The organism is Metabacillus mesotrionivorans (assembly GCF_052171315.1).
In the GTDB taxonomy this organism is placed as follows: Bacteria; Bacillota; Bacilli; order Bacillales; family Bacillaceae; genus Bacillus_P.
On the sequence record NZ_JBQMFF010000002.1, the window covers coordinates 613,999 to 637,123 of the forward strand.

The following is a 23,125-nucleotide window of genomic DNA, read 5'->3' on the forward strand; positions in this document are numbered from 1 at the left end:
ATTGTAACACAAAAGCAAATTGAATTATTATTCCAAACTTTCTATAATAGAGAAAACTCTGAAATGCACAGAAAGTTGAGGTTCATTCATGCCTATAAATATTCCATCTGACCTTCCCGCAAAAGAAATTCTTGAAAAAGAAAACATCTTCGTCATGGACGATAAGCGAGCGTATCAGCAGGATATCAGACCGCTGAACATTGTGATCCTGAATATTATGCCCGAAAAACAGAAAACAGAAGTACAGCTGCTGAGGCTGCTCGGAAACTCCCCTCTTCAGCTGAACATTACATTTATGAGGCCTGAAACCCATACATCCAAAACGACGAAGGAAGAGCATCTGCAGCAGTTTTACACGACTTTTTCAAAGATCCGCCACAAAAAGTTTGACGGAATGATTGTAACAGGCGCCCCGATCGAGCACCTTCCTTTTGAAGAGGTTTCCTACTGGAATGAACTGAAGGAAATCTTTGAATGGACCAACAAGCATGTCACGTCCACTCTTCATATATGCTGGGGTGCTCAGGCAGGACTTTACTATCACTATGGCGTAAATAAATATAGTCTGGAAGAAAAATGCTTCGGTGTATTCGAACATGTCATTTGTAATGATTCTGTAAAAATTGTCCGCGGGTTCGATGATCACTACTATGTGCCGCATTCCCGGCATACGGATATAAAGAGACAAGATATTGCGGCAGTTGAAGAACTCGACATTATTAGCGAATCTGAAGAAGCCGGTGTATGCCTCGTAGCTTCAAAGGATGCAAAGCACGTCTTTTTGACCGGCCACCCGGAATATGATCTCCTTACGCTCAAACAGGAATATGAGCGTGACCGGGCTAAAGGACTCCAGACGGCAGTTCCGTCCTCTTATTTTCCAAATAACGATCCGTCTGAAAAACCTGTTCAAAAGTGGAAATCCCATGCCCATCTCCTTTTTGCGAACTGGCTGAACTACTGCGTGTATCAGGAAACGCCTTACGAGTGGGAATGAGAAATGCAAAAAAAATCACACAAAATGGATTTATTTGTTAAAATTAAGGTGAATTTAATTTAATTTTTATCGAATCTTTATATTTTGTAAATATTCCTGTGTTACGCTTTTAAAAGCAGGAACATAAGCGTCCTGTTTATGATTATAGTTGAGGTGAATGCATTGTTAAAAAAACCGAAAGTGTTAATTTTAACCGCAAAATACGGGAACGGACATGTTCAAGTCTCAAAAACACTTGTTAAGCAATGCAAGGACATGGGAATTGAGGAAGTGGTTGTTTCTGATCTGTACGCTGAATCGAACCCTGTTTTTACAGAAATCACCCAATACCTGTATTTAAAAAGCTTTACAATCGGCAAACAGTTTTACCGTATGTTTTATTACGGCGTCGATAAAATTTACAATAAGAAACTGCTGACTCTGTACTTCAAGCTCGGAAATAAACGGCTTTTTGAGCTGATTGAAAAGGAGCAGCCCGATTTGATCATCAATACATTCCCGATTATCGTCGTGCCGGAGTACAGAAGACGCACAGGCCATATTATTCCAACCTTTAATGTGCTCACTGACTTCTGCCTTCACAAAATCTGGGTTCACCAGAACATCGATAAATATTATGTGGCAAGCAAACGGGTGAAAGAAAAGGTCATGAGCCTCGGCATTCATCCTGCTTCCGTCAAGGTGACAGGCATCCCGATTCGTTCCGTGTTTGAAGAAAACCTTGATAAAAATGAAATCTGCCGCAAATACGGGCTTGACCCCAATAAAAAGATTCTGCTTGTCATGGCAGGCGCCCACGGTGTTCTTAAAAACGTAAAAGAACTTTGCGAGTCGTTTCTTGAAGATCAGAATCTGCAGACGGTCGTCGTTTGCGGAAACAATGCGGTTTTGAAAGAAAACCTTGAAACGATAACCGGCAAAAATGTAAGAAACCTAAAGCTTCTTGGCTACGTTGAAAGAGTCGATGAGCTGTTCAGAGTCGCATCCTGCATGGTAACAAAGCCTGGCGGCATCACGTTAAGCGAGGCCGCAGCTGTCGGGGTTCCCGTTATTCTTTTCAAACCTGTTCCCGGACAGGAAAAGGAAAATGCGCTCTTTTTTGAAGAAAACGAGGCAGCTGTTGTAGTCAACCGCTCAGAAGAAGTGTATGAAACTGTCAGCAGCCTGTTGAAAGACGATAAGAAACTTAAGAGAATGAAACGGAACATCAAGCGTCTGCACCATCCGAACTCATCCTTAACCATTATGGAAGATATACTCAGAGAAGCTTCTCTTTTTAAAGAGAACAAATTTATTAAGGCTCAATAAGACCTTCCGGATGAAGGGGAATACACCCCCGGAGGCTAAAAAATGGATACAAGCACGCACATCATCATGGGTTTCGGTCTTGCAGGACTCGCATACATCGACCCTGCTGTCGGACAGGATCCCGAACTTGCTGCGGCTATAATGGCCGGCACCGTTCTTGGATCAAATGCACCGGATTTTGATTACGCGGTCAGAGTTTTTAAAGGTAAAGGAATGTACACCGAGCATCACCGCGGATTATCTCACTCTGTACCCGCATGGTTTATTTGGAGCTTTCTGCTCACTGCCATTATTCTCATTTTTTCACCATCCTTATCGGGGCAGGACTGGATGCACCTTGCCGGCTGGACGTTCGCTGCGGTGCTGGTCCACGTCTTATTTGATGTTTTTAACGCATACGGCACTCAGGCAGCACGGCCATTCACAAAAAAATGGCTGTCTCTGAATTTCATCCCGCTGTTTGACCCGCTGATTGTCTTTTTGCATATTGCCGGATTTGCACTATGGGCCGCTGGAGAAAGCCCCGGTCTTGCTTTTTCTGTTATTTACACAATCATATTTGTATATGTCATTGAACGGTTCTTCAGTTCCAGAAGGGCTCTTGCACGGATCAGAAGCGAACTCCGCGAGTCTTCTGTTTTGACTGTCGTCCCTACAATCCGCTGGTCAGTATGGCAGTTTGTGTCCGAAACAGAAACAGGCTTTACCTCAGGTGAACTGCGCTCAGGCCAGGTCAGGCCGGTTCATTCGTTCGAAAAAACAAAGCATGAGCTTATATCAGCTGCTGAAAAAGATCAAAATACGCAGCACTTCCTGAAAAACTCAAAACATGTGCACCGTATTGTCATTCCTAATCCATCCGGATATGAGGTCCGCTTTTTTGACCTCCGTTTCCGGACGAAAAATCATTATCCCTACATGGCTGTCTGCCTGTTGGCCAGAAACGGAGAGATCCTCTCATCACAAACAGGGTGGATTCATCAGACAGGAAAGCTGCATAAGACACTCCTTCCCCAGAACTCATCGGGGACGGCAGGTCTCGACGCATGATAAAACCCCCGGAATTCCGGGGGTTTGTTTTATATTTTTTGGCCGCGTCAGCCTGATGTCGTTTGACTGTAATAGACCTCTTCAAAAGGCTGAACGACTACAAAGCCTTCCCCTTCAAATTTCATCTGTATGGACTCTCCGCTCCCTCTCCCGAATAAGGTTTTCAGCGAGATATCGGTAACGAACTCCGGAGTCAGACTCCCTGACCAGGCAACCGTTGCATTCGGGTCGGTATAAACCGGATCACCCGGCTTGACAATGAGTGTCAGCGGTTCATAGTGAGAGGTAATTGCAAGCATTCCTCTGCCTTCAAGCCGTACATTAAAAAGTCCCCCTGAGAGCATGCCTGCAATCTTCCTCATCATTTTGATATCCCATGAGATGGAAGGTTCAAACGCAAGCAGGTCATTGCCGTTTACAAAAATGGATTCTCCCTGCAGATTTATAATGGAAATCTTTTTTCCCTGGTCAGCTACATAGAGCTTTCCGGCTCCAGTCGCTTTCATAAGAGCCGTGCCCTCGCCTGTCAGCGCCTTTTTAAACATTTTCCCGAGGCCGTGCTCAAGAATTCCTTCACGTTCATATTTGATCTGACCGCGGTAGGAGACCATCGCTCCGGCTTTTGTCCAGACTTGGCCATTCAGATTGATCTCAAGAAGCCTCTCCGTCTCAAGCTCGAACAGTCCCTGCCCTTTGTCCTGCTGCTCTGTTTTCTCCACAAATTCTTGAATACTGTATCTGTTCATCGCTTTTCCTCTCCCTTTTTCTGAAGCATAAACAGCCATAAAAATGAAAGTGACTGCTTTAATTCCGCAGAAAGTTTACGGACCATATCCTCTGTAACTCCCCGTTTGTATACACCCTGACTGTCGATCAATTCCCAGCCATTTTCAAGCGCCAGCCTTTCAAATTCCCAAGGCATCATGGTGTTGCAGATGACATCTTTTCCATATAGCCTCTCGTAGCTGTTTTCTCTCGGATGCGCTGTCGGTCCAAGAACCGCAATGCACAAATAGCCTTCCTTTTTAACAACCCTCTTTAATTCCTGTAATCCGGCAAGCGGATCTGCTGTCCATTCAAGACAATTAATCGTCAGAAGCGCATCGGCCTGTCCGTCACTGAATGGCAGCGACATGATATTTGCCTGTTCGAAGACAAGCCTGCCTTCTTTTTCGTGCTGCTTTGCAAGCCTGATCATTTCAGGGGACAAATCAGCTCCTGTCACCTTCATGCCCTCCTGCATTAAAAGGAACGACCCATAGCCGTCCCCGCAGCCGATATCAATCACTGTCGATCCTTCTGGTACATACTTTTTGAAAAAAGGGATGACCGTGCTTCTGCTGCCGGTATCCCACATTTCCTTGCTGCTCTTATTCCAGAATGCAGCCCGTTCGTCCCACTTCTTTTCTGCTTCTTTTTCCCAGTCATATGTATTTACCACTTGAATCAGCTCCAGTTATCAGCATTCCTTATACATTTCTAGGAAATCAGCCAAATTCCTCTCTGCCGAATAAAAGTCACCAAAGAATAAAGACTAATAAAAGCAGATCTCTCTCTGCATGTGAAAGGAGTGCATACAATGGAGAAGGAAACATTTATTGCTGTTCAGAAAAACAGCGAAGGCGACCTGTCAGCTTTTAAAACCTCTGGCGGAAGAATTCTTTCCTACGAACAGGCGCTTGCTGAAGCAGGAAGCGGCATGATCGAAGGTGTCAGCACCTTTAAAGGAAAAGGCGGCGGCACATACATCCGAAGCAACCCTGACAACAGCAAAGCAAATAACCTTGACGCACTTCCACTATTTTAGGAGGAAAACACAATGACAAAAAAATACAACAAACAAGGCAGCGCAAACGGCAACTCCCCTGAAAGAGGACACCTCCAGGAAGAATTCGGCCAGGAAATCATTTCAGGAGACAACAGCAAGGGAAACAAACGCAACAAAGACCAGAAATCAAAGACTGATGGGAAATAAGGATGGTGAAACCAGCTGCCGCGTCAGCTGGTTTTCTTTCTGCATACTTTTTTTAAGGCGCTTTTCACAGGAGTGATGTTACTTTTCTTCTCGCATGAGGCATGTTTGTGGCGCTACTTACCGAAGTGATGCCACTTTCCTTCGCGCATGAGTTCTGTTTGTGGCGTCTCTCACCGGAGTGATGCCACTTTCCTTCGCGCATGAGTTCTGTTTGTGGCTTCTCTCGCCGAAGTGATGCCACTTTCCTTCGCGCATGAGTTCTGTTTGTGGCGTCTCTCACCAGAGTGATGCCACTTTCCTTCGCTCATGAGACCTGTTTGTGGCGTCACTCACACGAGTAATGCCACTTACTTTCACTCTGAAACCAATATGTTGCACCACTCTCTGGAGTGACGCCACTTTTCTTCGTGTTAAAACCGTTTGGAGGCGCCACTCACCCGAGCGGCGCCTCTCTTTTGCTGAAACCAATTTATATGCAGCTTTACTCTTCAGGATCAGCCTGCTCATTTCTCCCTCTGTCAATCGTAATAGCCGCTGTTTCATTGTTCATATAGAGCGGGACTTGCATTTTATCCCCGTTGTCATAGAATGCTTCATTTATGCCGTCATTGGCGCGTGTTGTTTCTTCGCTTCCAAGGTAAGATGGGTATTTTTTTTCCTTCATCTTTTTCGCCTCCATTCAGGTATAGTATTTCCTGCCATTAAAAAAATCTCCTGTTTCCAGGAGATTTTCATGATCAGGCGCCAAGCTGTTCTGCAATGATGACACGCTCTACTGCTTCGATGGCTTCTTTTTCGTCGTCGCCTTCGGCTGATACGGTAATGGTTGTTCCTTTTCCAATGCCGAGTGACATAACACCCATAATTGATTTTAAGTTAACCTTGCGTCCGTTCGCTTCCAGGTTCACATCTGCTGTAAAAGAGTTGACTGCATTGACAAGAGATGTTGCAGGACGTGCATGTATGCCTGACTCGCTTGTAATTTTAAATTTCTTCTGCTGCATCTTTCTTTCCCCTCTCCTCATTCTACAAAGAAATATTATAATCGTTTTTGACCAAAAGGGAACTGTTTTTTAAGCAAGCTTAATGATTTCTTCGTTGGTAATGTAGCTGTGCAGATAAATGGTGCAGATTTGCGTGTTCTTTTTTTCTACGATGATGGTGTTCTGAAGGGCATCTTTAATGAGAATCAGTCTTTCATGCTCGAAGTCAAGCAGAGATTCAAGTGTTTCGAGCTGGCTGCATGCCTGCAGAAAACGGTCATCGCTCATTTTTCGGTCTTTTTTAAAAATAACCTGCATGTTTCCAATGCTTGTTTTGTACACGTTTCCCACATCCCTTTACAAGTTATTCCACCTATAAATAAAATATCTGAAATTTCCGTAAAAATCTATAGGCAACTTGACGACAAATTTCCAATAGTGTATATTAAAAGCATCATTTAGCTAATAGTTAGTGAAACATCGTTTTTCCAAACTTTGTTTGCGCATACATATTCGCTGATTGATAAAAATATTTCCAGGTAGCAACACCTGTGCTACAGTATTAGGAGGATAAAGTACTATGCAAAACGGTAAAGTTAAATGGTTCAACAACGAAAAAGGTTTCGGTTTTATCGAAGTTGAAGGCGGAGACGATGTATTTGTACATTTCTCAGCTATCGAGGGAGACGGCTACAAGTCTCTTGAAGAAGGACAGGAAGTTTCTTTCGAAATCGTTGAAGGCAACCGTGGACCACAAGCTGCTAACGTAGTGAAACTATAATTACAAACGTACATTATAATTGATCATATACGAATGCAAGAAAGAGGCTGAGATATCTCAGCCTCTTTCTTTCGTTAAATCCTGGCTGACAATTAAAAATTCCACAGCCTTTAAGTTCTGCTTCAGCTTCCCTTCAATCCTTTTTACCTCAAACTGGTTAAACACGCTGCCGTTTTTTGCCATGAACAAAAGCATATCTAAATCGCCATATATTTCGTAAAAAGCCTGCTTTATATCATCATTGATTTTGATTGTTGTCTTCATTGCTGTCACCCTCCCCTGCGGCATAGTCAAAAAGGTTCATCCTAATCTACAGTTATTCTTCAATAAAGAACAAATTCCTTCTTTTTAACGAATTTTTATTTTAGAGAAATTCCTTCCAGTTTCTTTCGTCCTATTTTTTCGATGTATATTTTAAGAAGGTTGTCGAACGATAAAGATGTGGAGGTGAGGACTTGGATCAAATTAATCACACAGGTCTTATCAGCGGATTCAACAACTTAAAGCAGCTTGAAATGGCAGTTGCTGCTGCACAGAAAATGACGGGCTCTGCTACGATGAGCATGGATCCGGAAGCTATCCAGAACGCAGAAAAAGCTTTGCAGGATGCAAAAGCCATTTACCAGACAGCCGGAGAGACAGGCGTTGATCAGCCGTTTTTAAGCAATCAGCAAGAGCTTTTGCTGCAATGCGAGCATCAGCTCAATGAAGCGAAAAAATAAAAAAATCCGCTGAATTCAGCGGATTTTTCTCTGTTTCTCTAGACAAGTTTTTTGCCGTACTCCTTCATCTTTTGCCCTACTGTGCATTCTCCGATGCAAAATGCATGTGCTGCTTTTTTCCCGCGTTCTTTTCTGAAGAGCTTTTTGAGAAGACAGTCTGAGCAGTATGTATCATTCAGCTCATCTATTTCATGGACGATTTGTTTTTTGTCTCTCTCATTCATCTTGATCACCCGCCGTCCATTCACTTGCAACCTTTATGCCGCTTAGGCCCTGTCCTGCAAGTTTGTCCGCCTCGGCATTGTCTTTTCTGGCGACCGGAACGCAGATTGGGCGGATATTTCTCTTTTTGAGTGCTTTTTCTATTTTATCAAGCCAGCGGGAGTATGCTTCTTCATAGCAGGGCCACTCTCCCGAAAGCTGATTGAGAACGACCTGGGAGTCTCCTTTAAATGTGACGTCCTGATGCTGCACGCCAAGCTCTTCAAGCTTTTGGACCAGAAAGTAAAAGGCCATGTATTCTGCTTCATTGTTAGAAAGAGCTTCCGCTTTTTGGCTGTATCTCATTCTTGATCGTTTTCCGTTTATTGTATAGTAAATCACGGCACCAAGTCCCGCTTCTTTTGACAGCTTGTTATAATTCCCGTCAAAAAAAGCTTCTACATCAGTTGGTTCATGCACAACTTCGAGTTTAAGTTTCTTAAGTTCTTTAAGTGTCCATGAAGTGCCTCTGGAATCAATAAATTCAAGTGACTGGGCTCTCCCTGTTTTTTCGGCATCTTCTCCTATGCTGATGGCAGTCTCAAGATCCGTTTCATCCGAGCTGAACAGGACTCTCTGCTTTTTCGGGGTCTTATACATCCATTGAATGTGATATTTCACAATTTTCACTCCTGACTTCATGGTTCCTTGTTATAAGTAGTCTTGCTTGTACCGGCAATTGTATTCAATATGCTATAATCATATTCGGCTTAATACATAGTAAGGGAAAAGTCTTCACAAAAAAAACCTTCCTAAATTATATCAGCAAGGAGATTTTATATGCCAAACGAATTATTGTGGATCGGATTTGCATTCATTAATTTTATCATTGTTCTGCTATTTTATAAACTTTTCGGCAAAAGCGGATTATTTGTCTGGATCGGTTTTTCGACCGTTGCAGCCAACCTTCAGGTAGTCAAAACGATCGAGATCTTCGGATTAACAGCTACGATGGGGAATATCATGTATGGTACTGCCTTTTTAGTAACAGATATCATCAATGAAAAATACGGTGAAAAAGAAGCAAAAAAAGCCGTCTGGCTGGGTTTTGCAACATTAATTTCCCTTACCGTTATTATGCAGGGTGTCCTCATGTTCCAGCCTGATGAAACGGACATGGCACAAGGGGCATTAAAGACGATTTTTGATATGATTCCGCGTATTGCCATCGGGAGCCTTGCAGCCTTTATTATCAGCCAGTATGCAGATGTGGCAATTTACTCATGGCTCAGACGGAAGTTTCCATCTGACAGGCTGCTGTGGATCAGAAATAATGGAAGCACGATGATCAGCCAGCTTCTTGACACCCTTATTTTCACATCGATTGCCTTTTTGGGCGTCTATCCGTTTGACATCTGGATTCAGATTTTTATAACGACTTATCTGATTAAATTTGTCGTTGCTATTATTGATACACCATTTGCTTATCTGGCCAAAAGAATAAAACCTGCGGAATGAGGAGAGAAAGAAATGATTGAAGTTTATGTGGATGGTGCCAGTGCCGGAGACCCGGGCCCTTCCGGAGCAGGGATCTTCATAAAAGGACATGGCAAGGGCGAGCAGTTTGCCGTGCCTCTTGGAAAAATGACAAATCATGAAGCTGAGTATCATGCATTGATAAAAAGCCTTGAAATTTGCCTGGAGAAAGGTTTTTCCATCATTTCCGTAAGAACTGACTCCCAGCTTGTTGAGCGGGCTGTAGAAAAAGAGTATGTGAAGAACCCTTCCTTTGTTCCGCTGCTTGAGAGAGTTCTGGAGCTGAAAAGCGGATTTGATCTCTTTTTCATTAAATGGATTCCAAGTAAGCAGAACACGGTTGCTGATGAGCTGGCGAGAAAAGCGATCCGGATGAACGGAAGCGATAACGGATGAAGCTTAAATCATCTCTCACAGCCGACATCAGCCTGCTTCTTGTGGCATGCATATGGGGGTCTACTTTTGTAATTGTTCAAAAAGCGATTCAGTTTATGCCCCCTCATTTTTTTAACGGCGTCCGTTTTTTCCTTGCTGCCGTGCTTGTTGCTTTGATTGGCAGGAAAATGACGCGTCTGGTTCCTTCGAAACGTTCAGTTGCCGCCGGTGTCACATTGGGAGTGTTTCTCTTTCTCGGCTATGCTTTTCAGACAGTCGGCCTTTTGTATACAACTTCTTCTAAAGCAGGATTTATTACGGGTCTGAGCGTGATGATTGTTCCCCTGCTTTCCATCTGGATTCTTAAGGAAACGGCAAGGAAAACGGTTTATGCCGCTGCGGCGGTTGGCACAGCAGGTCTGTATTTTTTGACATTCAGCGGCTTTTCATCGCTCAACCAGGGTGACTTGCTCGTTTTCTGCTGCGCCCTTGCTTTTGCGCTGCATATTCTGTTTACGGGAAAGTTCTCGGGACAGCACGATGCCTGGCTTTTGACCATCGTCCAATTGTTTACTGTTTCTGTTCTGAGTTTTTCAGCGTCCGGCCTTTTTGAACGTGTGCCGGATCCGGGAAAAATGCTGACTGCGGACGTGCTTTTAGCCCTGTTCATTACAGCCTTTTTTGCAACAGCTTTTGCTTTTTTTGTTCAAACAAAGCTTCAGCAGTATACGACAGCATCCAGAGTTGCCCTCATTTACGCATCTGAGCCTGTATTTGCAGCGCTGACTGCCTATTTCTTCGCAGGTGAGCGCCTCTCTTCAGCCGGTCTATTCGGCTGTGTGCTCATTCTTTCTGCCATGCTGATGGCAGAATGGAAGCCTGCGCGAAAAAAAGAATCGATTGCTTCACATTGAAAAAATCCCGGAGATCTCCGGGATTTTTCAGTTTAAAATGTTCAGTTCCCTTGCTACCCGCATCGCCTGGCTGCGGTTTCTTGCCTTTTCTTTTGTCAGTCTTTCAAGAAGAGAGACGAAAAAGGCGCCGTCAAATTCTTTTTGTGCTTTTAATGTCAGCTCGATTGCAGCTATGACCAGCTTATCTTCTGCGCCTGTATAGTGCTTTCCGAATTCGATAAATCCGAGGGCATCTTCTTTAAAGTGAAACCCCTTATCCTGTAAATGCTGCAAATAATCTGTCACTGATTGTATCGTATGTAGCAAGCATACCCCGCCTTAGCATGTTCTAATAGCCAATATCCTTAATTTCATCAGATTGAAATGTGATAACCAGAGGATCTTTATTCTGTGCTTCTTTCAGCATAGCTTTTGCAACCGTTTTCGCATGTATAGGCTTCATCGTTTTTAGTTTGCCTATAAAGACAAAACCGAAAAGTTTAAACAGCCACTCACCCAGTTTTTCCCCCATCCGGAATTCCTGTCTGTCTCCAAGCAGAAGGGACGGCCTGAACAGAATAACTGACGGAAGGCCAAGGTTTCTGAGTGCATCCTCCATTTGTCCTTTTACCCGGTTATAGTAAAAGAGCGAATCTCTGTCAGCACCTATTGCAGAGACAGCCAGAACCCGTTTCACTCCCTGCTGTTTTGCAAGCTTTGCAGCCTCCACTGAATATTCGAAATCAACTTTATAGAAAGCTTCTTTTGATTTTGCTTTTTTCATGGTTGTGCCAAGACATAAGAAAAGGTCATCCACCTCAAATTCACGTTTGCTGGCTGAAAGATGATCAAAGTCAACGACAATGTTCGTATGCTTATCATGTTTGCGGTCCAATGCTTTCCTTGTAACCGTCTTCACTTCTGAATAATGCTTCGATGAGAGCAGCAGCTCGAGCAGCTCCGTGCCGATGAGGCCGCTTGCCCCGACAATCATTGCTTTCTTCATGATTTGTCACTCCAATCTTCTTCGGATCATAAAGGAAACGGGTTCAAAAGCAAAGGGCTTGCTCCCGTTTTGGGACCGATTATGTAAAAGAGAAGAGAGGTCACATTGCCTCTCTGGAATTCAATGCATCTGATAAAAAGCCATGCAGTCCTCTAAGCTCCATTTCTTCAATTAAACGTGCAGCCCGGCTGTGCTCTGCATCAAATACAGCTTCTTCAAGGGTGCATTCAACAGGTACATCGCACGCTATTTCTGCAAGACGTCTTGAGAGATGAAGCATGTCCAAATCCTGCTCAATCTTTGATCGCTGTGCGTTCGTCAGCTCTTCAAGCCGCTCAAGCAGAACATCGATTGACTTGTATTTGGCAATCAGCTTGTAGGCCGTTTTCTCTCCGATTCCTTTAACTCCTGGATAGTTATCGCTGCTGTCGCCCATGAGTCCTTTCACATCCACAAGATGAGCTGGAAGTATGCCTGTTTCTTCTGTAAAGAAATCCGGCGTATACACTTTATATTGGCCAATTCCTTTCTGCATTAGAACGACCTGTATGTTTTCATCAAGCAGCTGAAGAAGATCACGGTCGCCCGTCAGAATGGAAATATTCATTTCAGCAGAATAAAGCTTTGCAATGGTCCCGATGCAGTCATCCGCTTCATATCCGGCAAGACCCACATTCGGAATGTTAAAAGCTTCTGCAGCCTTTTTTGCAAGGTCAAATTGCGGAAGCATTTCAACAGGAGCTTCCGGACGGTTGGCTTTATAGTGATCAAAAAGCTCAGATCTGTATGTTTTACTGCCCATATCCCAGCAGCAGATGACATGCGTCGGCTGAAAATGTTTAACGGATGCGAGCAGATGCTTCAGGAAGCCGTTTACTGCATTTGTCGGCACGCCCTTGCTGTTTATCATAAAGTTGCCGTAAACGCTTGTGGCGTAGAAAGCCCTGAATAAGAGAGCCATGCCGTCGACGATCAGCAAATGTTCTTTTTTATTATTCATATAGAGATCAAACTCCTATTCTAAAAAGTACGCTGTCTCTATCATACCATAATTATGTTCGCGGGAAGAAAGGGAAAAACATGAAAAGAGGATGGGACAAAACATTAGCGCAGAGGTTATTCCGCAGGAAACACTTGTATCTTATCTGATTTGAACATTGGCTGCTCATTATACCGTACTGAAGAGCATGTTTCTTATTCCATTTGAGCACTTGCCGCTGATTATACCGTACGAAAGAGCATGAATGAAAAAAGGTGAATTTGAGTAGTTTTAACTCAAATTCACCCTAATCTATTTCTGTTCAGATCTCCCAGGTTTGGTTATTTCTCTTTTTTGCTGTTCATTTTTTTCACTTCAGTTTCTGCGTATGAAGCGAATTCTTCATTATAGCCTTTGGCGTTGTTGTTGCGCTGTGCGTTGGCATTCCCTTTTTTCGTTTTTCCCAAAGCTGACACCTCTTTTCAGTTAGGTTAGCTTTAGTATCTTCAGGGAGCAGCTGCCTGACACGAAGAAGTTATTGGCTGTACTGGCCGAACTTTCTTTGCACATATTCTTTGACCATTTCCTCTGTAACGTGCTTTCTCGTTGGAATAATGCCTCCTTTTGCAAGTTCATTGATCTCAGCTGTGACTTCATTTATTCCATTCACTGAAAAAGGCTCGGATTGTCTGCACTTCAGAACCGCTGTCTCAATCAGCGCCTCTCTTTTCTCCTCTAATGCTGCAAACTTTGTAACGATGGCATTTTGCTTTTTGCTGTGTGCCGTAATGGCTTCATGTACGTTGCTCATCTTGTTGATCTCCTCTTTTTTCCATTAGTTTTTTTACTGACTCCTTTGGACTCCAGCAGTCAAAGGAATAATCAGGTTTTGTTTCAAATCCGAGCCGGCTGCAGCGGTAAATCATCCGCCCTTCAGCCTTGATGCTTTGAAAGTGTATGCAGGCAGCGCATACCTGATAGGATGACTTCATGACTTGACACCTGCTGCAGAAAGAATCTTCTCAAGTACCTCATTACTCCGCTCATAGGCCGAGATATCTTCAAGCGTGTATGCTGAAAGAAGCGCTTCATAAAATGACCCTGTCTGGAGGACGAGATTCCCGGTAAGCTCCTTGCTTGCTTCCCTCAGCTTTTCTCCATAATAAGCCTTAAACTGATTTTCGCTCTCCGTCAGCTGAATTGAAACAGGAAGAGCAAGCTTTTCCTGAAGATCTTCACTTATTTGCTTTTTCTCATTTTTTTCAAAAAAAGCCTTCGTATTTTTAAATTTCTTCAGCGGCTGTTTTTCTTCATTTGTTACATGTTCTTTCAAAGACGTTCTGATTTTAGGTGTATCAATCTTTTGTAAATCAGGCATGGAAGTTCGGAGCTGTCCGTTGTGCATCAGCATTTCTCTTGCCGCCTGTTTAAATGCATCAGATAAAAGACCGTGCACGTACTTCTCAAGCCTCAGAGTAACAGCCTGCAATTCCTGCAGAACATAAAACTGAAGGGAAGCAAGAAGATCCTGATAGCACTCGTCCAATACTTCTTTCGGGGATTTGGAACCGCCAAATGCTCCCGGATGAAAGGCTTCTTTGAACAGATCCGGAAACCTGAGCATCGTCCGCTGCTTCACATAGAACAGCTGCTCTTTCACTTCCTGCTCCAGCTGTTTCTCCCTGAGATTTTGTGTTTCTGCATTCAGCATGGACAGCACCTTTTCCCTTTGAGCTGTCAGCGTCTTTATTTCCCGTTCTCTTTTCTCCTGATCGCTGTCTGCTGCATCAAGGACCGACTGCAGCTGCTGCTTTGCAATCGAAAGCTCAAGCTTTGCAGACTGAATCATGGAAGCTGAAAGATCGTGGTTCATAAAGTGATGGAATTCCTCTTTCATCACCCTGAATTCAGATTGGAGAGGATCTGCCGTTTTAGCAAGTTCCTGCATGCTTGATATTCCGTAAAGGCGGGGATGCCTGATCTCGTGAGTCAAAAGCTGGTCCCGGATATAGTCTTTCACCAGATCAATTTCTTCTTTGCTTCCTGCAAGGTCAATGGCATTGATGATAAAAAACATTTTATCCATCGAGAAGGTGTCTTTCACCCTTCCAAGCTGCTTCAGAAACTCTCTGTCTCCTTTTGAAAACGGATGATTATAATAGGTGACAAACAAGATGGCGTCCGCATTTTTAATGTAATCAAATGCGACTTCGGTGTGCCTTGAATTATATGAATCCGCTCCCGGAGTATCGACGATCGTAATTCCGCTTTGCGTCAGGGGGCTGTCAAAATAAATGACAACTTCTTCAACCGTGCACGCTTTTTCCTCATTTGACACATAGTCTTTATATTCTTCCCTGTTTGCAGCAATCGTTTTGCCGCTGATCGAACCGATTACAGACAACGCCTTTTGATAGAGGGGTAAAAGAGACTTAAGCCTCTCGCTGTCCCCTTTCATACCAGCAAGTTTCATGCGGGCATCCTCGGCTGAAGCTGCCTCTATGGAGAAAATATCCGCAATCTCCTCCAGAAATGCACGTTCAGTCTTAAATGTCACTTCAATCATCCCGTGAGGTTTATCCTTTGCAGGAGGTTTGATTTTATTAATTGCAGCTGTTGTCGGAGTTGGCGATGATGGCAAAAGCTTTTCGCCAAGCAGCGCATTTGCAAAAGAAGATTTTCCTGCACTGAATGCTCCAAACAGGGCAACAGTAAACGACTTGTTCTGAAGGGACTCTGCTTTTGCCCTTAAGGAGGCCGAAAGCTGCTGAAAGCCCGGAATACCGGTCAGTACATTTGATGCTGCAGCGATCTGGGCTGCAAAAAATGCCTGATCAGCCGTTTGATCCTGAACATGTTTCTTTTCAGCAGATTCCTTCTCAACCTTCCGATTAACGGCGTTCTTTTGCTCAAGCGTTCCTTCTGAGGCAGCTTTTTCCGGATGCTTCCTTATCCACTCGGCAAGGTCGAGTTCAGGAAGCTTTTCCTGTGCGGCAAGCTCCATCACGTCATTTTTCAGCTGTTCAAACCCAATCAGTCTGCGGTACAGTTCGTTTAATGCTTCAAGTTTCTCTTTTCGTTTCGATACGTCTGAGAATAATTCTTGAAGCTGAGCAGCGTTTTGATCTTTCACATGCTGTTCCATCTGTTCGATCAAAGGCAGCACCTGTTTTTTTGTCTCTTTTTTTACCGATTCACTTAAATCATTGGAGTAGGTGAGCGTATACTGCGCGTTGGCCGTAGCCCCTTTTTGAACGGAACTGTGCAAAAGTGCAGCATCTGTTGTGATTGAAAAATCCTGAAGCTTCTGCAGAAAATCAGGGCTGCTGATCTCATGCTCTGCTGCTTTTTTCTTCAGCAGTTCATTCACGTGCCAGGCAATTTGAGACTGTAAATGGCCTGAAATGTCCTCAAACAGTTCCGTTTCCCGTTTTTTCTGTTCTTCTGCTGTTTTCGCTTTTGAGAAGAACAGCCCCACCTTAAATCCCGGCAGTGACGCTTCAATAAACCTTTCAGCCTTTGATCTTGTCTCAAATGGAATCAGATTGGCATTTTTAAGGATATAATCCAGCTGATCACGCAAGTCTGCTGAAACAGAGCTGATGCTGTCAGAAAGCGTCTTAAATGCAGCTTGGGATGCGTCCAGTTCTTTTTGAACACTGCTGATTTGCGAGAGCAGTTCATCTGGTGAAATATCCTTCATTTCAAGATCTTCTTCCTTCTGGACGAGATAGTCTGAAGTTAATGAGATCAGCGTGTTTTGGGCATTCTCTTGTACAAGACCCTCATTAGTGATCATTTGGCTGATGAGATTTTTTACGGAAGAAAGCTGATTATGCTCATGGTCTAAAGCCGTAAGTGACGTATAGAAAACATGGTCTGAAGGCAGTCCCGCAGCTTCGAACGTCATTTCAATCTGAGTCCTGAATGCAGAGAAGGCTACTTCCTCTTCCCTGTGTTTATCAACTTGATTCACAATTAAATAAATCTGTTTGCCTTTATGTATCATTTCGTGGACAAATGCCACATTTTCTTCGGATTGAACGTGATTGTAATCCGTCACATAAAACACTAAATCTGCGAGATGCAGAGCGGATTCAGTCGCCATTCGGTGAGCGGCGTCCGTGGAATCAATTCCAGGCGTGTCCATGATCACAACGTTTTCCTGAAGGGACAAATACTCATCTTTTATCTCGATTTTTAAGACCTCACTGCCCTGCCTGCAGTAGTCCTTCACTTGCTGAATGGAGTAGGATCCCTTCAGTTTGATCAGGTTTCCTTTCGTGTCATGCAGGATGACAGATTTTTCACCCTTTTGAAGCAGCACGACATTTGCACTTGTCGGAATCGGGCTTGTCGGCAGAACCTCTTCGCCGAGAAGCGTGTTGATCATCGTTGATTTTCCTGCTGAAAAATGGCCTGTAAAAGCAATATGCTTCGTATTCTTTTGAATTTTATAGAACAGCTCAATCAGTTTATCGGCTGTTTCAGGTTCATCCTGTATTTTGTTCCATACAGCAGCTGTTCTGGGAAGCAGATGCTGTTTTAACGTTTTCGTACTCATTCCCTAAACCCCTTTGTCTGGCGTATATTGCTATTTTACTTGATTTTTTGCCTTTTTCCCATCCTATTATGAGAATCTTTAAATAGTTACGCCTGAATATGAAACTTTCTCCAGATAAAAACGTAAAAAAGACAAACTTTTATTAAAAATATGGTTGAAAAATTACAATAAATACGTAAAATAATCAATGATAACAGATGGCCGCACGGCCGGAAGGTGGGTATTTTCTTGTTACTTGGAAAAGTACTGTGCAAATTTGGAGTAGGATCTGCCAAAATTGATCTTGTCCTGAAAAAAGATACATACCGCATTGGCGATATGATTAAAGGTGAATACGTTATAAAAGGCGGATTTGCTGAACAGCGCCTGAAGAGGGTAGAGTCGGATCTCGTGCAGACGCATTCAGTGAATGACACGGAAAGGGTTATCAACACAAGAACCATTCTTTCTTCCGCTGTCATTTCAGCACAGGAAGAAAAAAAGATGAATTTTTGTTTTGAACTCCCTCCTTCCCTGCTGCCGACAGACAGCCACATTTCCTATAAATTTATCACCCGTTTAATCTTTACTGACGGCATCAGCAGCGTTGACCACGATGAAGTCATTATTCAGCCAGGCTGAACCTTTAAAAATCAGAAAATGCAGTCCGGATGCGGACTGCATTTTTTCAATGTCACGAAAATAGAATAACAAATTAATCCTCGTCCAGCTCCAGCGCCTAGATCCTCTGTCAGAACAAATCCGTCAAAAAAGTCAAAACCGGACTTTTCCGCCGGATTCTTATCTGCCTATCGGATCTGAGCAAGGCGCTTCCGCTTTTGATCTTTAAAACTCCTTTGATGAGAACGGCAGAAAAAATTTAACTCCGCGCCTGTTAAAAGGGAGAATTTTCATATCTGCAATCAGATGACTCGCATATCCTGCAGTACCTGCATAGAAAGCTCCCTGAAGCCCTGTTGCCTGTTCAAATTGTGAGGCTATCACTGCGAAAAACAAAAGACCGGCAATACTGTGCGTATAGCTTCTGTGAGGTACAAAAGAAGCTATGATCATAAAGACGCCAAGGAGAATGACCCATGTTTCCTGCAGGGAAAAACCTCCTGCAGCAATTCCCGCCCCTGTCATCGTCAGCATATGCCTCTGCCTGATAAAAGCAGACAGCACGATAATTGCCGCTCCTGCTCCCATGCCAGTCCAGATCTCATTTCCCTTTCCTTGAAAAAAACTGTACATTATCATTAGAAATCCCGCGACCTGCGCGACACTGCGGATAAAATGATGTGAAAATGTCAGTCTGTTTCTAAGCTTGCCGTCAATATCAGCATCAGGCATTAAGGCTGTGAGTCCTCCGAGCGCTGATAAAATGAGCGTCGCTTCCAGATCTGCTCCGACTGCGCTCGCAGCCCCGAAACCTGCTGCCGCTCCTATCGCCATATGTGATGTTCCATCCATGCTGTACTTTCTCTCCTTTAACGTTCATCTCTTCATTCTAATACAAAAAAGCCCTGCTTGGAGGACTTATGTGGAAAATCATTCTTTTAGCTTACACAAACACAGATTTACAGATTCTTTCTAACAGATGCATAGCGAATTTGCAGAGTAATAAACGTCAGGGCTGCAGGAACAGCCAGAGCAAGTGATGCCGGAAAGATAAACCGCTGGATGATGACTGACTCCTGCATTAAAAAGACAGACGCAATGGCAAGCAGCGTGAGGAAACAGGCAATCGATCCAAACCAGTTTTTCATCACGGCATATTTTTCTGCTTTAGATTCATCTTCTGTATGAATAGGCGGAGTTCCCTCTTCTGCTGAAAAAACATGGACGCTTCCACTTGATGTAACAGGCTCCCAGCCCGCAGACCTGAAAACGTCATAATACTCCTCAGTTTCATCTTCCTTTACATTCTGATAGTCAAGACTGTATATCAGATGCTGAGGATTGGATTTTTTAAGCGTATAGCCCATAAAGGAGAATTTTTCAAGCACCCAACCCTTTTTGGCCATTTTACTGAGTTTTTTCATTTCCCGTTCTTCTGCAAAAGCCAGACCTGCTGAAGGCATATATCTTCTTTTTTCCATTGATCAGACCTCCTTATTTTTCTTAAAAGCATGGAGTCCATGTGCAGCCATCCTCTGTCTGCGGCCTATCTCGAGCTCCAGGAGTTTCCGGCCCTTTTCCGTTGCTTTGTAAACTTTCCGTCTGTCGTCCTGACTGGCAGAAAGCGAAATAATTTCAGCGTCAAGCAGCTTTTTAGTCAGCGTATAAAGCGTAGCCGGGCCTATTATAAATTCTCCGTCTGTCAGTTCTTCGATATGTTTCATAATGAGATATCCGTGCTTTTCTTCAAGCAAAGATAAAACAATGTAATAGGCTGGATCTGTAAGCTGTTCTATCTCCATCATCGCATTCCTCGGCAATGTATCACCTCTTTATATCATGTATCAATATATCGTTTAATGATATATCTATTAATAATATAATAATGGCATTTCCTGTTTGCTGTCAATCTTTTCTAAAAAAAAAAGAACCCCCGGCTGGAGATTCTTTTTACTGTCTTAGAATGTATGTGCAAGATCTTTCGCGCGTGCAATCCCGTCTTCTTTGATTTGCTGTGCTTTGTCAGGCATTGCTGCATGTCCTTCAATGAACAGGCCTTCAAATGAAGGAACACCGAAGAACTGCATCATGATGCCCAGGTAGCGGTGGCCCATTTCCATCTCAGCAGCAGGGCCTGTTGAGTAGATGCCTCCGCGCGCCTGAATGTGAAGAGCCTTTTTGTCTGTCAGCAATCCGACAGGTCCCTGCTCTGTATATTTGAACGATTTGCCTGCAACAGCCACAGAGTCAAGATAAGCTTTCATAACAGGAGGGAAAGAGAAGTTCCAAAGAGGTGTTACGAAAACATATTTGTCAGCTGAAATGAATTGTTCGCTCAGCTCAGACAGGCGTCCGACCTTTGCTTTTTCTTCAGCTGAAAGTTCTTCAAAGCCTTTTCCCGTCTGCAGTTTTCCCCAGCCGCTGAAAACATCTGCATCGATATGCGGAATGTTTTCTTTATAAAGATCAATGTGAACAACCTCATCGCCTGAATTTGCTTTTTTGTACTCATCTAGAAATGCTTTTCCTGCTGCCATACTGAAAGACGCTGTATCGTCGTGCGGATGCGCAGTGATGTATAAAACTTTTGACATGTTAGTCACCTTTCCTTTTTAAAAGTTTGATCCCGTTTTATTATTGATTAAATCCATGTGATTAAAACAATAATTTAAGAATCTCTAAATTGAATATCTTCAATTCGAGATAATAATATCGAATCCGGCGAATTTTGTCAAACATAAAGCTTACAGAAATATTATTTGCCGCATTCTCTCATACTATAAACAGAAAGGATTGAGAGAAATGACAGAATTTCCGATTATCCATACAAATTTCTGGGATGCGGTCATTGCCGTTCCTGCTGTTGTAATTATTACGCAAATCGTTAAGCTGATCTTTAAGATTCCTCCGCCATTTGTCCCTTCTGCTGCGGGACTCACCGGGCTGTTAATCGGTCTGTTCATCAGCCATCCCAACCATTTTTCAACAGGGCTGTTTATGGGATTCTTTTACGGAAGTGCTGCTGCAGGAGCCTATTCCTCTCTTAAAACTTCCCTGAAAGCATATCGCAGGTATGAAAAAAAGACATAAAAAAACTGCCGAATCAGGCAGCATGAGGTTAAGAAGCAGTATTCACTTTTTTCAATATGTAGCCAATCAGTGTGCTGTAGGCCAAAACCGTTCCTAATACGAGTGTCATTTCCATCGTCTCACACAACCTTTTCACTGAGAATGATTATTACCTTCACTCTACCACGAATGAAAATCATTTTCAACAGGGATTTATGTACACGATTTAAAAAGAAGATGTTCATTCATTCTATTTGCGGCATCTATGCTTAGATTATGCCCGACTATAACTGTTATTCCTCCCGTTTTCGGGGGACAAATCTCTTTTTCCATGAAAAAGATAAAGCGTAATCTGCCGTATGTTCGGCAAGGGCTTTTTCCTCAGCGGGGATTCTGATGGACAGAATGACCGCGTTGAGCAGGGTAAATATTACAGCTGTAGCATATGCCTGAAATAGTATCGGCAGAAACAGGATTTCAACGGCAACAACCAGATAATTCGGATGCCTCATATATTTGTACGGACCCCTTGCCACAACCTCAAGATCTGGGACGATGATAATTTTCGTATTCCAGTACGTTCCAAGACTGAACACAGCCCAATAGCGGATAATCTGCGTGAGCACAATAATCGGAAGAATGACCATCCATAGCGGGGAGAGCTGTTTATCATAAAGCAGCACTTCTAGAAGGAACGAGAGCAAAAACAAGCTGTGGAGCGCTACAATCCATGGATAGTGCCTACTTCCATGTTCTTTTCCTCCAATACCAATCAAATGCTTTTCGTTCCGTTTGGCAATTATAAGTTCAGTCAGCCGCTGAAGAATAATAATCATCAGGAAAAAGGCGAAGATCATGATACCCGCTCCCATTCCGCGAGTAGAAGCTCTGCGCAAAACCCAGGGCCAAGTGCTGCAATAATGCCAAGATCTCCGGGGTTTATGCGGCTGTTTGTCATGTACTCATCAATCACATACATAACCGTTGCAGACGACATATTTCCGTGCTGCCTTAAAACTTTTTTTGAGACGGACAGCTGCTCCTCGGTGAACCCGAGACTAGCCTGATACGCATCAAGCACTTTCTTTCCTCCGGGATGTGCAAGGAAATGCTGAATTCTTTCGAGTGAAACCTGCTCTTCAACAAGGTAATTCTCCACCGTACCCTTCAGCCAGTTTCTGATAATAGACGGAATGTCTCTTGAAAAAATCACATAGAATCCGTTGTTTTTAATTTCCCACCCCATCACATCTTCAGAATCTCTCATAAACACTGATCGTGTCGACCGTGTTTTCGGAAGGACAGAGAGAGCAGATAAATGAGCCATATCAGCGTTTTCTCCCGCAAGAAGAGTACATGCAACGCCGTCTGCAAACAGCGAGGTGCCGATAAAATTGCTTTTGGACAGATCGTCATGCTGAAAAGTCAGGCTGCAGAGCTCGACACAGACAACAATGACTTTCGCGTCCGGATAAGCCTTGCAGTAGTCATGAGCCCTCGACAGGCCTGATGCGCCGCCTGCACACCCGAGGCCCCAGATCGGCACTCGTTTCACTGACTCTTTAAACGGGAGATTGTTGATGATTTTGGCATCAATGCTCGGAGTAGAAATCCCGGTGCTCGAGACAAAGAAAATCGCGTCAATCTCTTCGCAGCCAATCTCTCTTTTTAAACAGACGGGGTTTTGCAGACAGCTTATAATCGCCTCCGTTCCAAGAGCTACAGCCGCCTCAATGTATGTATTGTTTTTTTCCTGAAAGGTGTGCTGAGTCCTGTACCAGCTCATGTCTTTAACAAATTGCCGTGACTCTATGTCGCCATTTTTAAAAGCAGGCAGCAGCCGGTTAATATCTTTAAACGTCCCTTCAAAGAGTTCTTTTGCAAATTCTACAGTCGCGTCCTGCTGCATCCTGTTTTCCGGTATGCTCTTGCCGACTGATAAAAGATAGGCCATCCCATCCACCTCATTTTTTTCTGTTAAAGGTTACTTTTTCCAAATAAGGTGGTATTTATGTAAAATCGGATAAAAAAAAGCTCTTCCCTGATCAGGGAAAAGCAACGTTTTAAAGGAGTTGTTGTTGTGCTC

Annotated in this window: 32 protein-coding genes; 12 read left to right on the forward strand and 20 right to left on the reverse strand. The window is 43.5% G+C overall.

Annotation, left to right across the window (positions count from 1 at the left end):
* The first annotated feature begins 88 nt into the window (after positions 1 to 88).
* The 3 genes from metA to ACTSEZ_RS08070 all read left to right on the forward strand — a co-directional run bounded on the left by metA (position 89) and on the right by ACTSEZ_RS08070 (position 3,355).
* Entirely contained in the window at positions 89 to 997 is a 909-nt protein-coding gene (gene metA, locus ACTSEZ_RS08060) for a homoserine O-acetyltransferase MetA (RefSeq protein ID WP_369733667.1), read from the forward strand.
* A gap of 162 nt (positions 998 to 1,159) precedes the next feature.
* On the forward strand, positions 1,160 to 2,305 hold the full coding sequence (locus tag ACTSEZ_RS08065; protein ID WP_369733668.1) for a diglucosyl diacylglycerol synthase: 1,146 nt from the start codon (positions 1,160 to 1,162) through the stop codon (positions 2,303 to 2,305).
* Between the two features lie 42 nt (positions 2,306 to 2,347).
* Positions 2,348 to 3,355 carry a metal-dependent hydrolase gene (locus ACTSEZ_RS08070; RefSeq protein WP_369733669.1) on the forward strand — a complete coding sequence of 336 codons (1,008 nt, stop codon included), beginning with the start codon at positions 2,348 to 2,350 and terminating at the stop codon, positions 3,353 to 3,355.
* Between the two features lie 47 nt (positions 3,356 to 3,402).
* Here ACTSEZ_RS08070 and ACTSEZ_RS08075 read toward each other — a convergent pair whose 3' ends face one another.
* Complete coding sequence (locus tag ACTSEZ_RS08075; RefSeq protein ID WP_369733670.1) at positions 3,403 to 4,101, reverse strand: AIM24 family protein; 699 nt, start codon at positions 4,099 to 4,101, stop codon at positions 3,403 to 3,405.
* Complete coding sequence (locus tag ACTSEZ_RS08080; RefSeq protein ID WP_369733671.1) at positions 4,098 to 4,796, reverse strand: class I SAM-dependent methyltransferase; 699 nt, start codon at positions 4,794 to 4,796, stop codon at positions 4,098 to 4,100. The genes ACTSEZ_RS08075 and ACTSEZ_RS08080 overlap by 4 nt, the downstream gene beginning before the upstream one ends.
* Positions 4,797 to 4,934: 138 nt before the next feature.
* Between ACTSEZ_RS08080 and ACTSEZ_RS08085 the strand changes: the two genes are divergently transcribed.
* Entirely contained in the window at positions 4,935 to 5,162 is a 228-nt protein-coding gene (locus tag ACTSEZ_RS08085; RefSeq protein ID WP_369733672.1) for a DUF3892 domain-containing protein, read from the forward strand.
* 12 nt (positions 5,163 to 5,174) lie between these two features.
* Positions 5,175 to 5,330, forward strand: a complete 156-nt coding sequence (locus ACTSEZ_RS08090) for a hypothetical protein (protein WP_369733673.1) — start codon at positions 5,175 to 5,177, stop codon at positions 5,328 to 5,330.
* Positions 5,331 to 5,811: 481 nt separating this feature from the next.
* Here the strand turns inward: ACTSEZ_RS08090 and ACTSEZ_RS08095 are convergent, their stop codons facing one another.
* The 3 genes from ACTSEZ_RS08095 to ACTSEZ_RS08105 form a co-directional block, all read right to left on the reverse strand.
* Positions 5,812 to 5,994: a hypothetical protein gene (locus ACTSEZ_RS08095; RefSeq protein WP_369733674.1), complete on the reverse strand. Its 183-nt coding sequence runs from the start codon at positions 5,992 to 5,994 to the stop codon at positions 5,812 to 5,814.
* A gap of 73 nt (positions 5,995 to 6,067) precedes the next feature.
* On the reverse strand, positions 6,068 to 6,334 hold the full coding sequence (locus ACTSEZ_RS08100) for a phosphocarrier protein HPr (RefSeq protein ID WP_369733675.1): 267 nt from the start codon (positions 6,332 to 6,334) through the stop codon (positions 6,068 to 6,070).
* 69 nt (positions 6,335 to 6,403) lie between these two features.
* Complete coding sequence (locus ACTSEZ_RS08105; RefSeq protein WP_320156681.1) at positions 6,404 to 6,655, reverse strand: hypothetical protein; 252 nt, start codon at positions 6,653 to 6,655, stop codon at positions 6,404 to 6,406.
* A 238-nt stretch (positions 6,656 to 6,893) separates the two neighbouring features.
* On the opposite strand from ACTSEZ_RS08105, the gene cspD reads away from it, so the two are divergent.
* Complete coding sequence (gene cspD / locus ACTSEZ_RS08110) at positions 6,894 to 7,094, forward strand: cold-shock protein CspD (RefSeq protein ID WP_029280415.1); 201 nt, start codon at positions 6,894 to 6,896, stop codon at positions 7,092 to 7,094.
* A gap of 57 nt (positions 7,095 to 7,151) precedes the next feature.
* Here the strand turns inward: cspD and ACTSEZ_RS08115 are convergent, their stop codons facing one another.
* Entirely contained in the window at positions 7,152 to 7,358 is a 207-nt protein-coding gene (locus tag ACTSEZ_RS08115; protein WP_029280413.1) for a hypothetical protein, read from the reverse strand.
* A 191-nt stretch (positions 7,359 to 7,549) separates the two neighbouring features.
* Between ACTSEZ_RS08115 and ACTSEZ_RS08120 the strand changes: the two genes are divergently transcribed.
* Positions 7,550 to 7,816, forward strand: coding sequence for a DUF2564 family protein (locus ACTSEZ_RS08120; RefSeq protein WP_369733677.1), 267 nt, complete (start codon positions 7,550 to 7,552; stop codon positions 7,814 to 7,816).
* A 38-nt stretch (positions 7,817 to 7,854) separates the two neighbouring features.
* Here ACTSEZ_RS08120 and ACTSEZ_RS08125 read toward each other — a convergent pair whose 3' ends face one another.
* Positions 7,855 to 8,040 carry a zinc-finger domain-containing protein gene (locus tag ACTSEZ_RS08125; protein WP_282034122.1) on the reverse strand — a complete coding sequence of 62 codons (186 nt, stop codon included), beginning with the start codon at positions 8,038 to 8,040 and terminating at the stop codon, positions 7,855 to 7,857.
* Positions 8,033 to 8,698: a reverse transcriptase-like protein gene (locus ACTSEZ_RS08130; protein ID WP_369733679.1), complete on the reverse strand. Its 666-nt coding sequence runs from the start codon at positions 8,696 to 8,698 to the stop codon at positions 8,033 to 8,035. The genes ACTSEZ_RS08125 and ACTSEZ_RS08130 overlap by 8 nt, the downstream gene beginning before the upstream one ends.
* Positions 8,699 to 8,857: 159 nt before the next feature.
* On the opposite strand from ACTSEZ_RS08130, the gene ACTSEZ_RS08135 reads away from it, so the two are divergent.
* The 3 genes from ACTSEZ_RS08135 to ACTSEZ_RS08145 are packed head-to-tail and all read left to right on the forward strand — an operon-like array spanning position 8,858 to position 10,842.
* The gene (locus ACTSEZ_RS08135; protein ID WP_369733680.1) at positions 8,858 to 9,535 is read left to right on the forward strand and encodes a queuosine precursor transporter; all 678 of its coding nucleotides are present in this window, start codon (positions 8,858 to 8,860) and stop codon (positions 9,533 to 9,535) included.
* A 12-nt stretch (positions 9,536 to 9,547) separates the two neighbouring features.
* Positions 9,548 to 9,949: a reverse transcriptase-like protein gene (locus ACTSEZ_RS08140; RefSeq protein WP_369733682.1), complete on the forward strand. Its 402-nt coding sequence runs from the start codon at positions 9,548 to 9,550 to the stop codon at positions 9,947 to 9,949.
* Positions 9,946 to 10,842, forward strand: coding sequence for a DMT family transporter (locus ACTSEZ_RS08145; protein WP_369733683.1), 897 nt, complete (start codon positions 9,946 to 9,948; stop codon positions 10,840 to 10,842). The genes ACTSEZ_RS08140 and ACTSEZ_RS08145 overlap by 4 nt, the downstream gene beginning before the upstream one ends.
* Before the next feature lie 27 nt (positions 10,843 to 10,869).
* Here ACTSEZ_RS08145 and ACTSEZ_RS08150 read toward each other — a convergent pair whose 3' ends face one another.
* The 6 genes from ACTSEZ_RS08150 to ACTSEZ_RS08175 all read right to left on the reverse strand — a co-directional run bounded on the left by ACTSEZ_RS08150 (position 10,870) and on the right by ACTSEZ_RS08175 (position 17,370).
* The gene (locus ACTSEZ_RS08150; RefSeq protein ID WP_369733684.1) at positions 10,870 to 11,148 is read right to left on the reverse strand and encodes a DUF6123 family protein; all 279 of its coding nucleotides are present in this window, start codon (positions 11,146 to 11,148) and stop codon (positions 10,870 to 10,872) included.
* A gap of 22 nt (positions 11,149 to 11,170) precedes the next feature.
* Complete coding sequence (locus tag ACTSEZ_RS08155; RefSeq protein WP_369733685.1) at positions 11,171 to 11,827, reverse strand: NAD(P)H-binding protein; 657 nt, start codon at positions 11,825 to 11,827, stop codon at positions 11,171 to 11,173.
* Positions 11,828 to 11,927: 100 nt separating this feature from the next.
* A complete protein-coding gene (locus tag ACTSEZ_RS08160; RefSeq protein ID WP_369733686.1) occupies positions 11,928 to 12,827 on the reverse strand; it encodes a 5'-3' exonuclease in 900 nt (299 codons plus the stop codon).
* Positions 12,828 to 13,147: 320 nt separating this feature from the next.
* Positions 13,148 to 13,273 (reverse strand): protein YpzF, encoded by a 126-nt coding sequence (ypzF, locus tag ACTSEZ_RS08165; protein ID WP_087946327.1) that lies wholly within the window; start codon positions 13,271 to 13,273, stop codon positions 13,148 to 13,150.
* Positions 13,274 to 13,341: 68 nt separating this feature from the next.
* A complete protein-coding gene (locus tag ACTSEZ_RS08170) occupies positions 13,342 to 13,617 on the reverse strand; it encodes a YpbS family protein (protein ID WP_369733687.1) in 276 nt (91 codons plus the stop codon).
* A 177-nt stretch (positions 13,618 to 13,794) separates the two neighbouring features.
* Positions 13,795 to 17,370, reverse strand: a complete 3,576-nt coding sequence (locus ACTSEZ_RS08175; protein ID WP_369733688.1) for a dynamin family protein — start codon at positions 17,368 to 17,370, stop codon at positions 13,795 to 13,797.
* 228 nt (positions 17,371 to 17,598) lie between these two features.
* Here ACTSEZ_RS08175 and ACTSEZ_RS08180 point away from each other — a divergent pair, with 228 nt between their 5' ends.
* Positions 17,599 to 17,991 (forward strand): sporulation protein, encoded by a 393-nt coding sequence (locus ACTSEZ_RS08180; protein WP_369733689.1) that lies wholly within the window; start codon positions 17,599 to 17,601, stop codon positions 17,989 to 17,991.
* Positions 17,992 to 18,195: 204 nt separating this feature from the next.
* On the opposite strand, the gene ACTSEZ_RS08185 is transcribed toward ACTSEZ_RS08180, so the two are convergent.
* From ACTSEZ_RS08185 to ACTSEZ_RS08200, 4 genes are all read right to left on the reverse strand, one after another.
* Positions 18,196 to 18,822, reverse strand: coding sequence for a metal-dependent hydrolase (locus ACTSEZ_RS08185; RefSeq protein WP_369733690.1), 627 nt, complete (start codon positions 18,820 to 18,822; stop codon positions 18,196 to 18,198).
* 107 nt (positions 18,823 to 18,929) lie between these two features.
* Positions 18,930 to 19,451: a DUF2812 domain-containing protein gene (locus ACTSEZ_RS08190; RefSeq protein WP_369733692.1), complete on the reverse strand. Its 522-nt coding sequence runs from the start codon at positions 19,449 to 19,451 to the stop codon at positions 18,930 to 18,932.
* A 3-nt stretch (positions 19,452 to 19,454) separates the two neighbouring features.
* Entirely contained in the window at positions 19,455 to 19,790 is a 336-nt protein-coding gene (locus tag ACTSEZ_RS08195; protein ID WP_369733693.1) for a PadR family transcriptional regulator, read from the reverse strand.
* 138 nt (positions 19,791 to 19,928) lie between these two features.
* Positions 19,929 to 20,564 carry an FMN-dependent NADH-azoreductase gene (locus tag ACTSEZ_RS08200; protein ID WP_369733694.1) on the reverse strand — a complete coding sequence of 212 codons (636 nt, stop codon included), beginning with the start codon at positions 20,562 to 20,564 and terminating at the stop codon, positions 19,929 to 19,931.
* Between the two features lie 208 nt (positions 20,565 to 20,772).
* Here ACTSEZ_RS08200 and ACTSEZ_RS08205 point away from each other — a divergent pair, with 208 nt between their 5' ends.
* Complete coding sequence (locus ACTSEZ_RS08205) at positions 20,773 to 21,060, forward strand: hypothetical protein (protein ID WP_369733695.1); 288 nt, start codon at positions 20,773 to 20,775, stop codon at positions 21,058 to 21,060.
* Between the two features lie 272 nt (positions 21,061 to 21,332).
* Here the strand turns inward: ACTSEZ_RS08205 and ACTSEZ_RS08210 are convergent, their stop codons facing one another.
* Positions 21,333 to 21,896: an isoprenylcysteine carboxyl methyltransferase family protein gene (locus tag ACTSEZ_RS08210; RefSeq protein ID WP_369733696.1), complete on the reverse strand. Its 564-nt coding sequence runs from the start codon at positions 21,894 to 21,896 to the stop codon at positions 21,333 to 21,335.
* On the reverse strand, positions 21,893 to 22,993 hold the full coding sequence (locus ACTSEZ_RS08215) for a type III polyketide synthase (protein WP_369733697.1): 1,101 nt from the start codon (positions 22,991 to 22,993) through the stop codon (positions 21,893 to 21,895). Before ACTSEZ_RS08215 ends, ACTSEZ_RS08210 begins: the two co-directional genes overlap by 4 nt.
* Between the last annotated feature and the right edge of the window lie 132 nt (positions 22,994 to 23,125).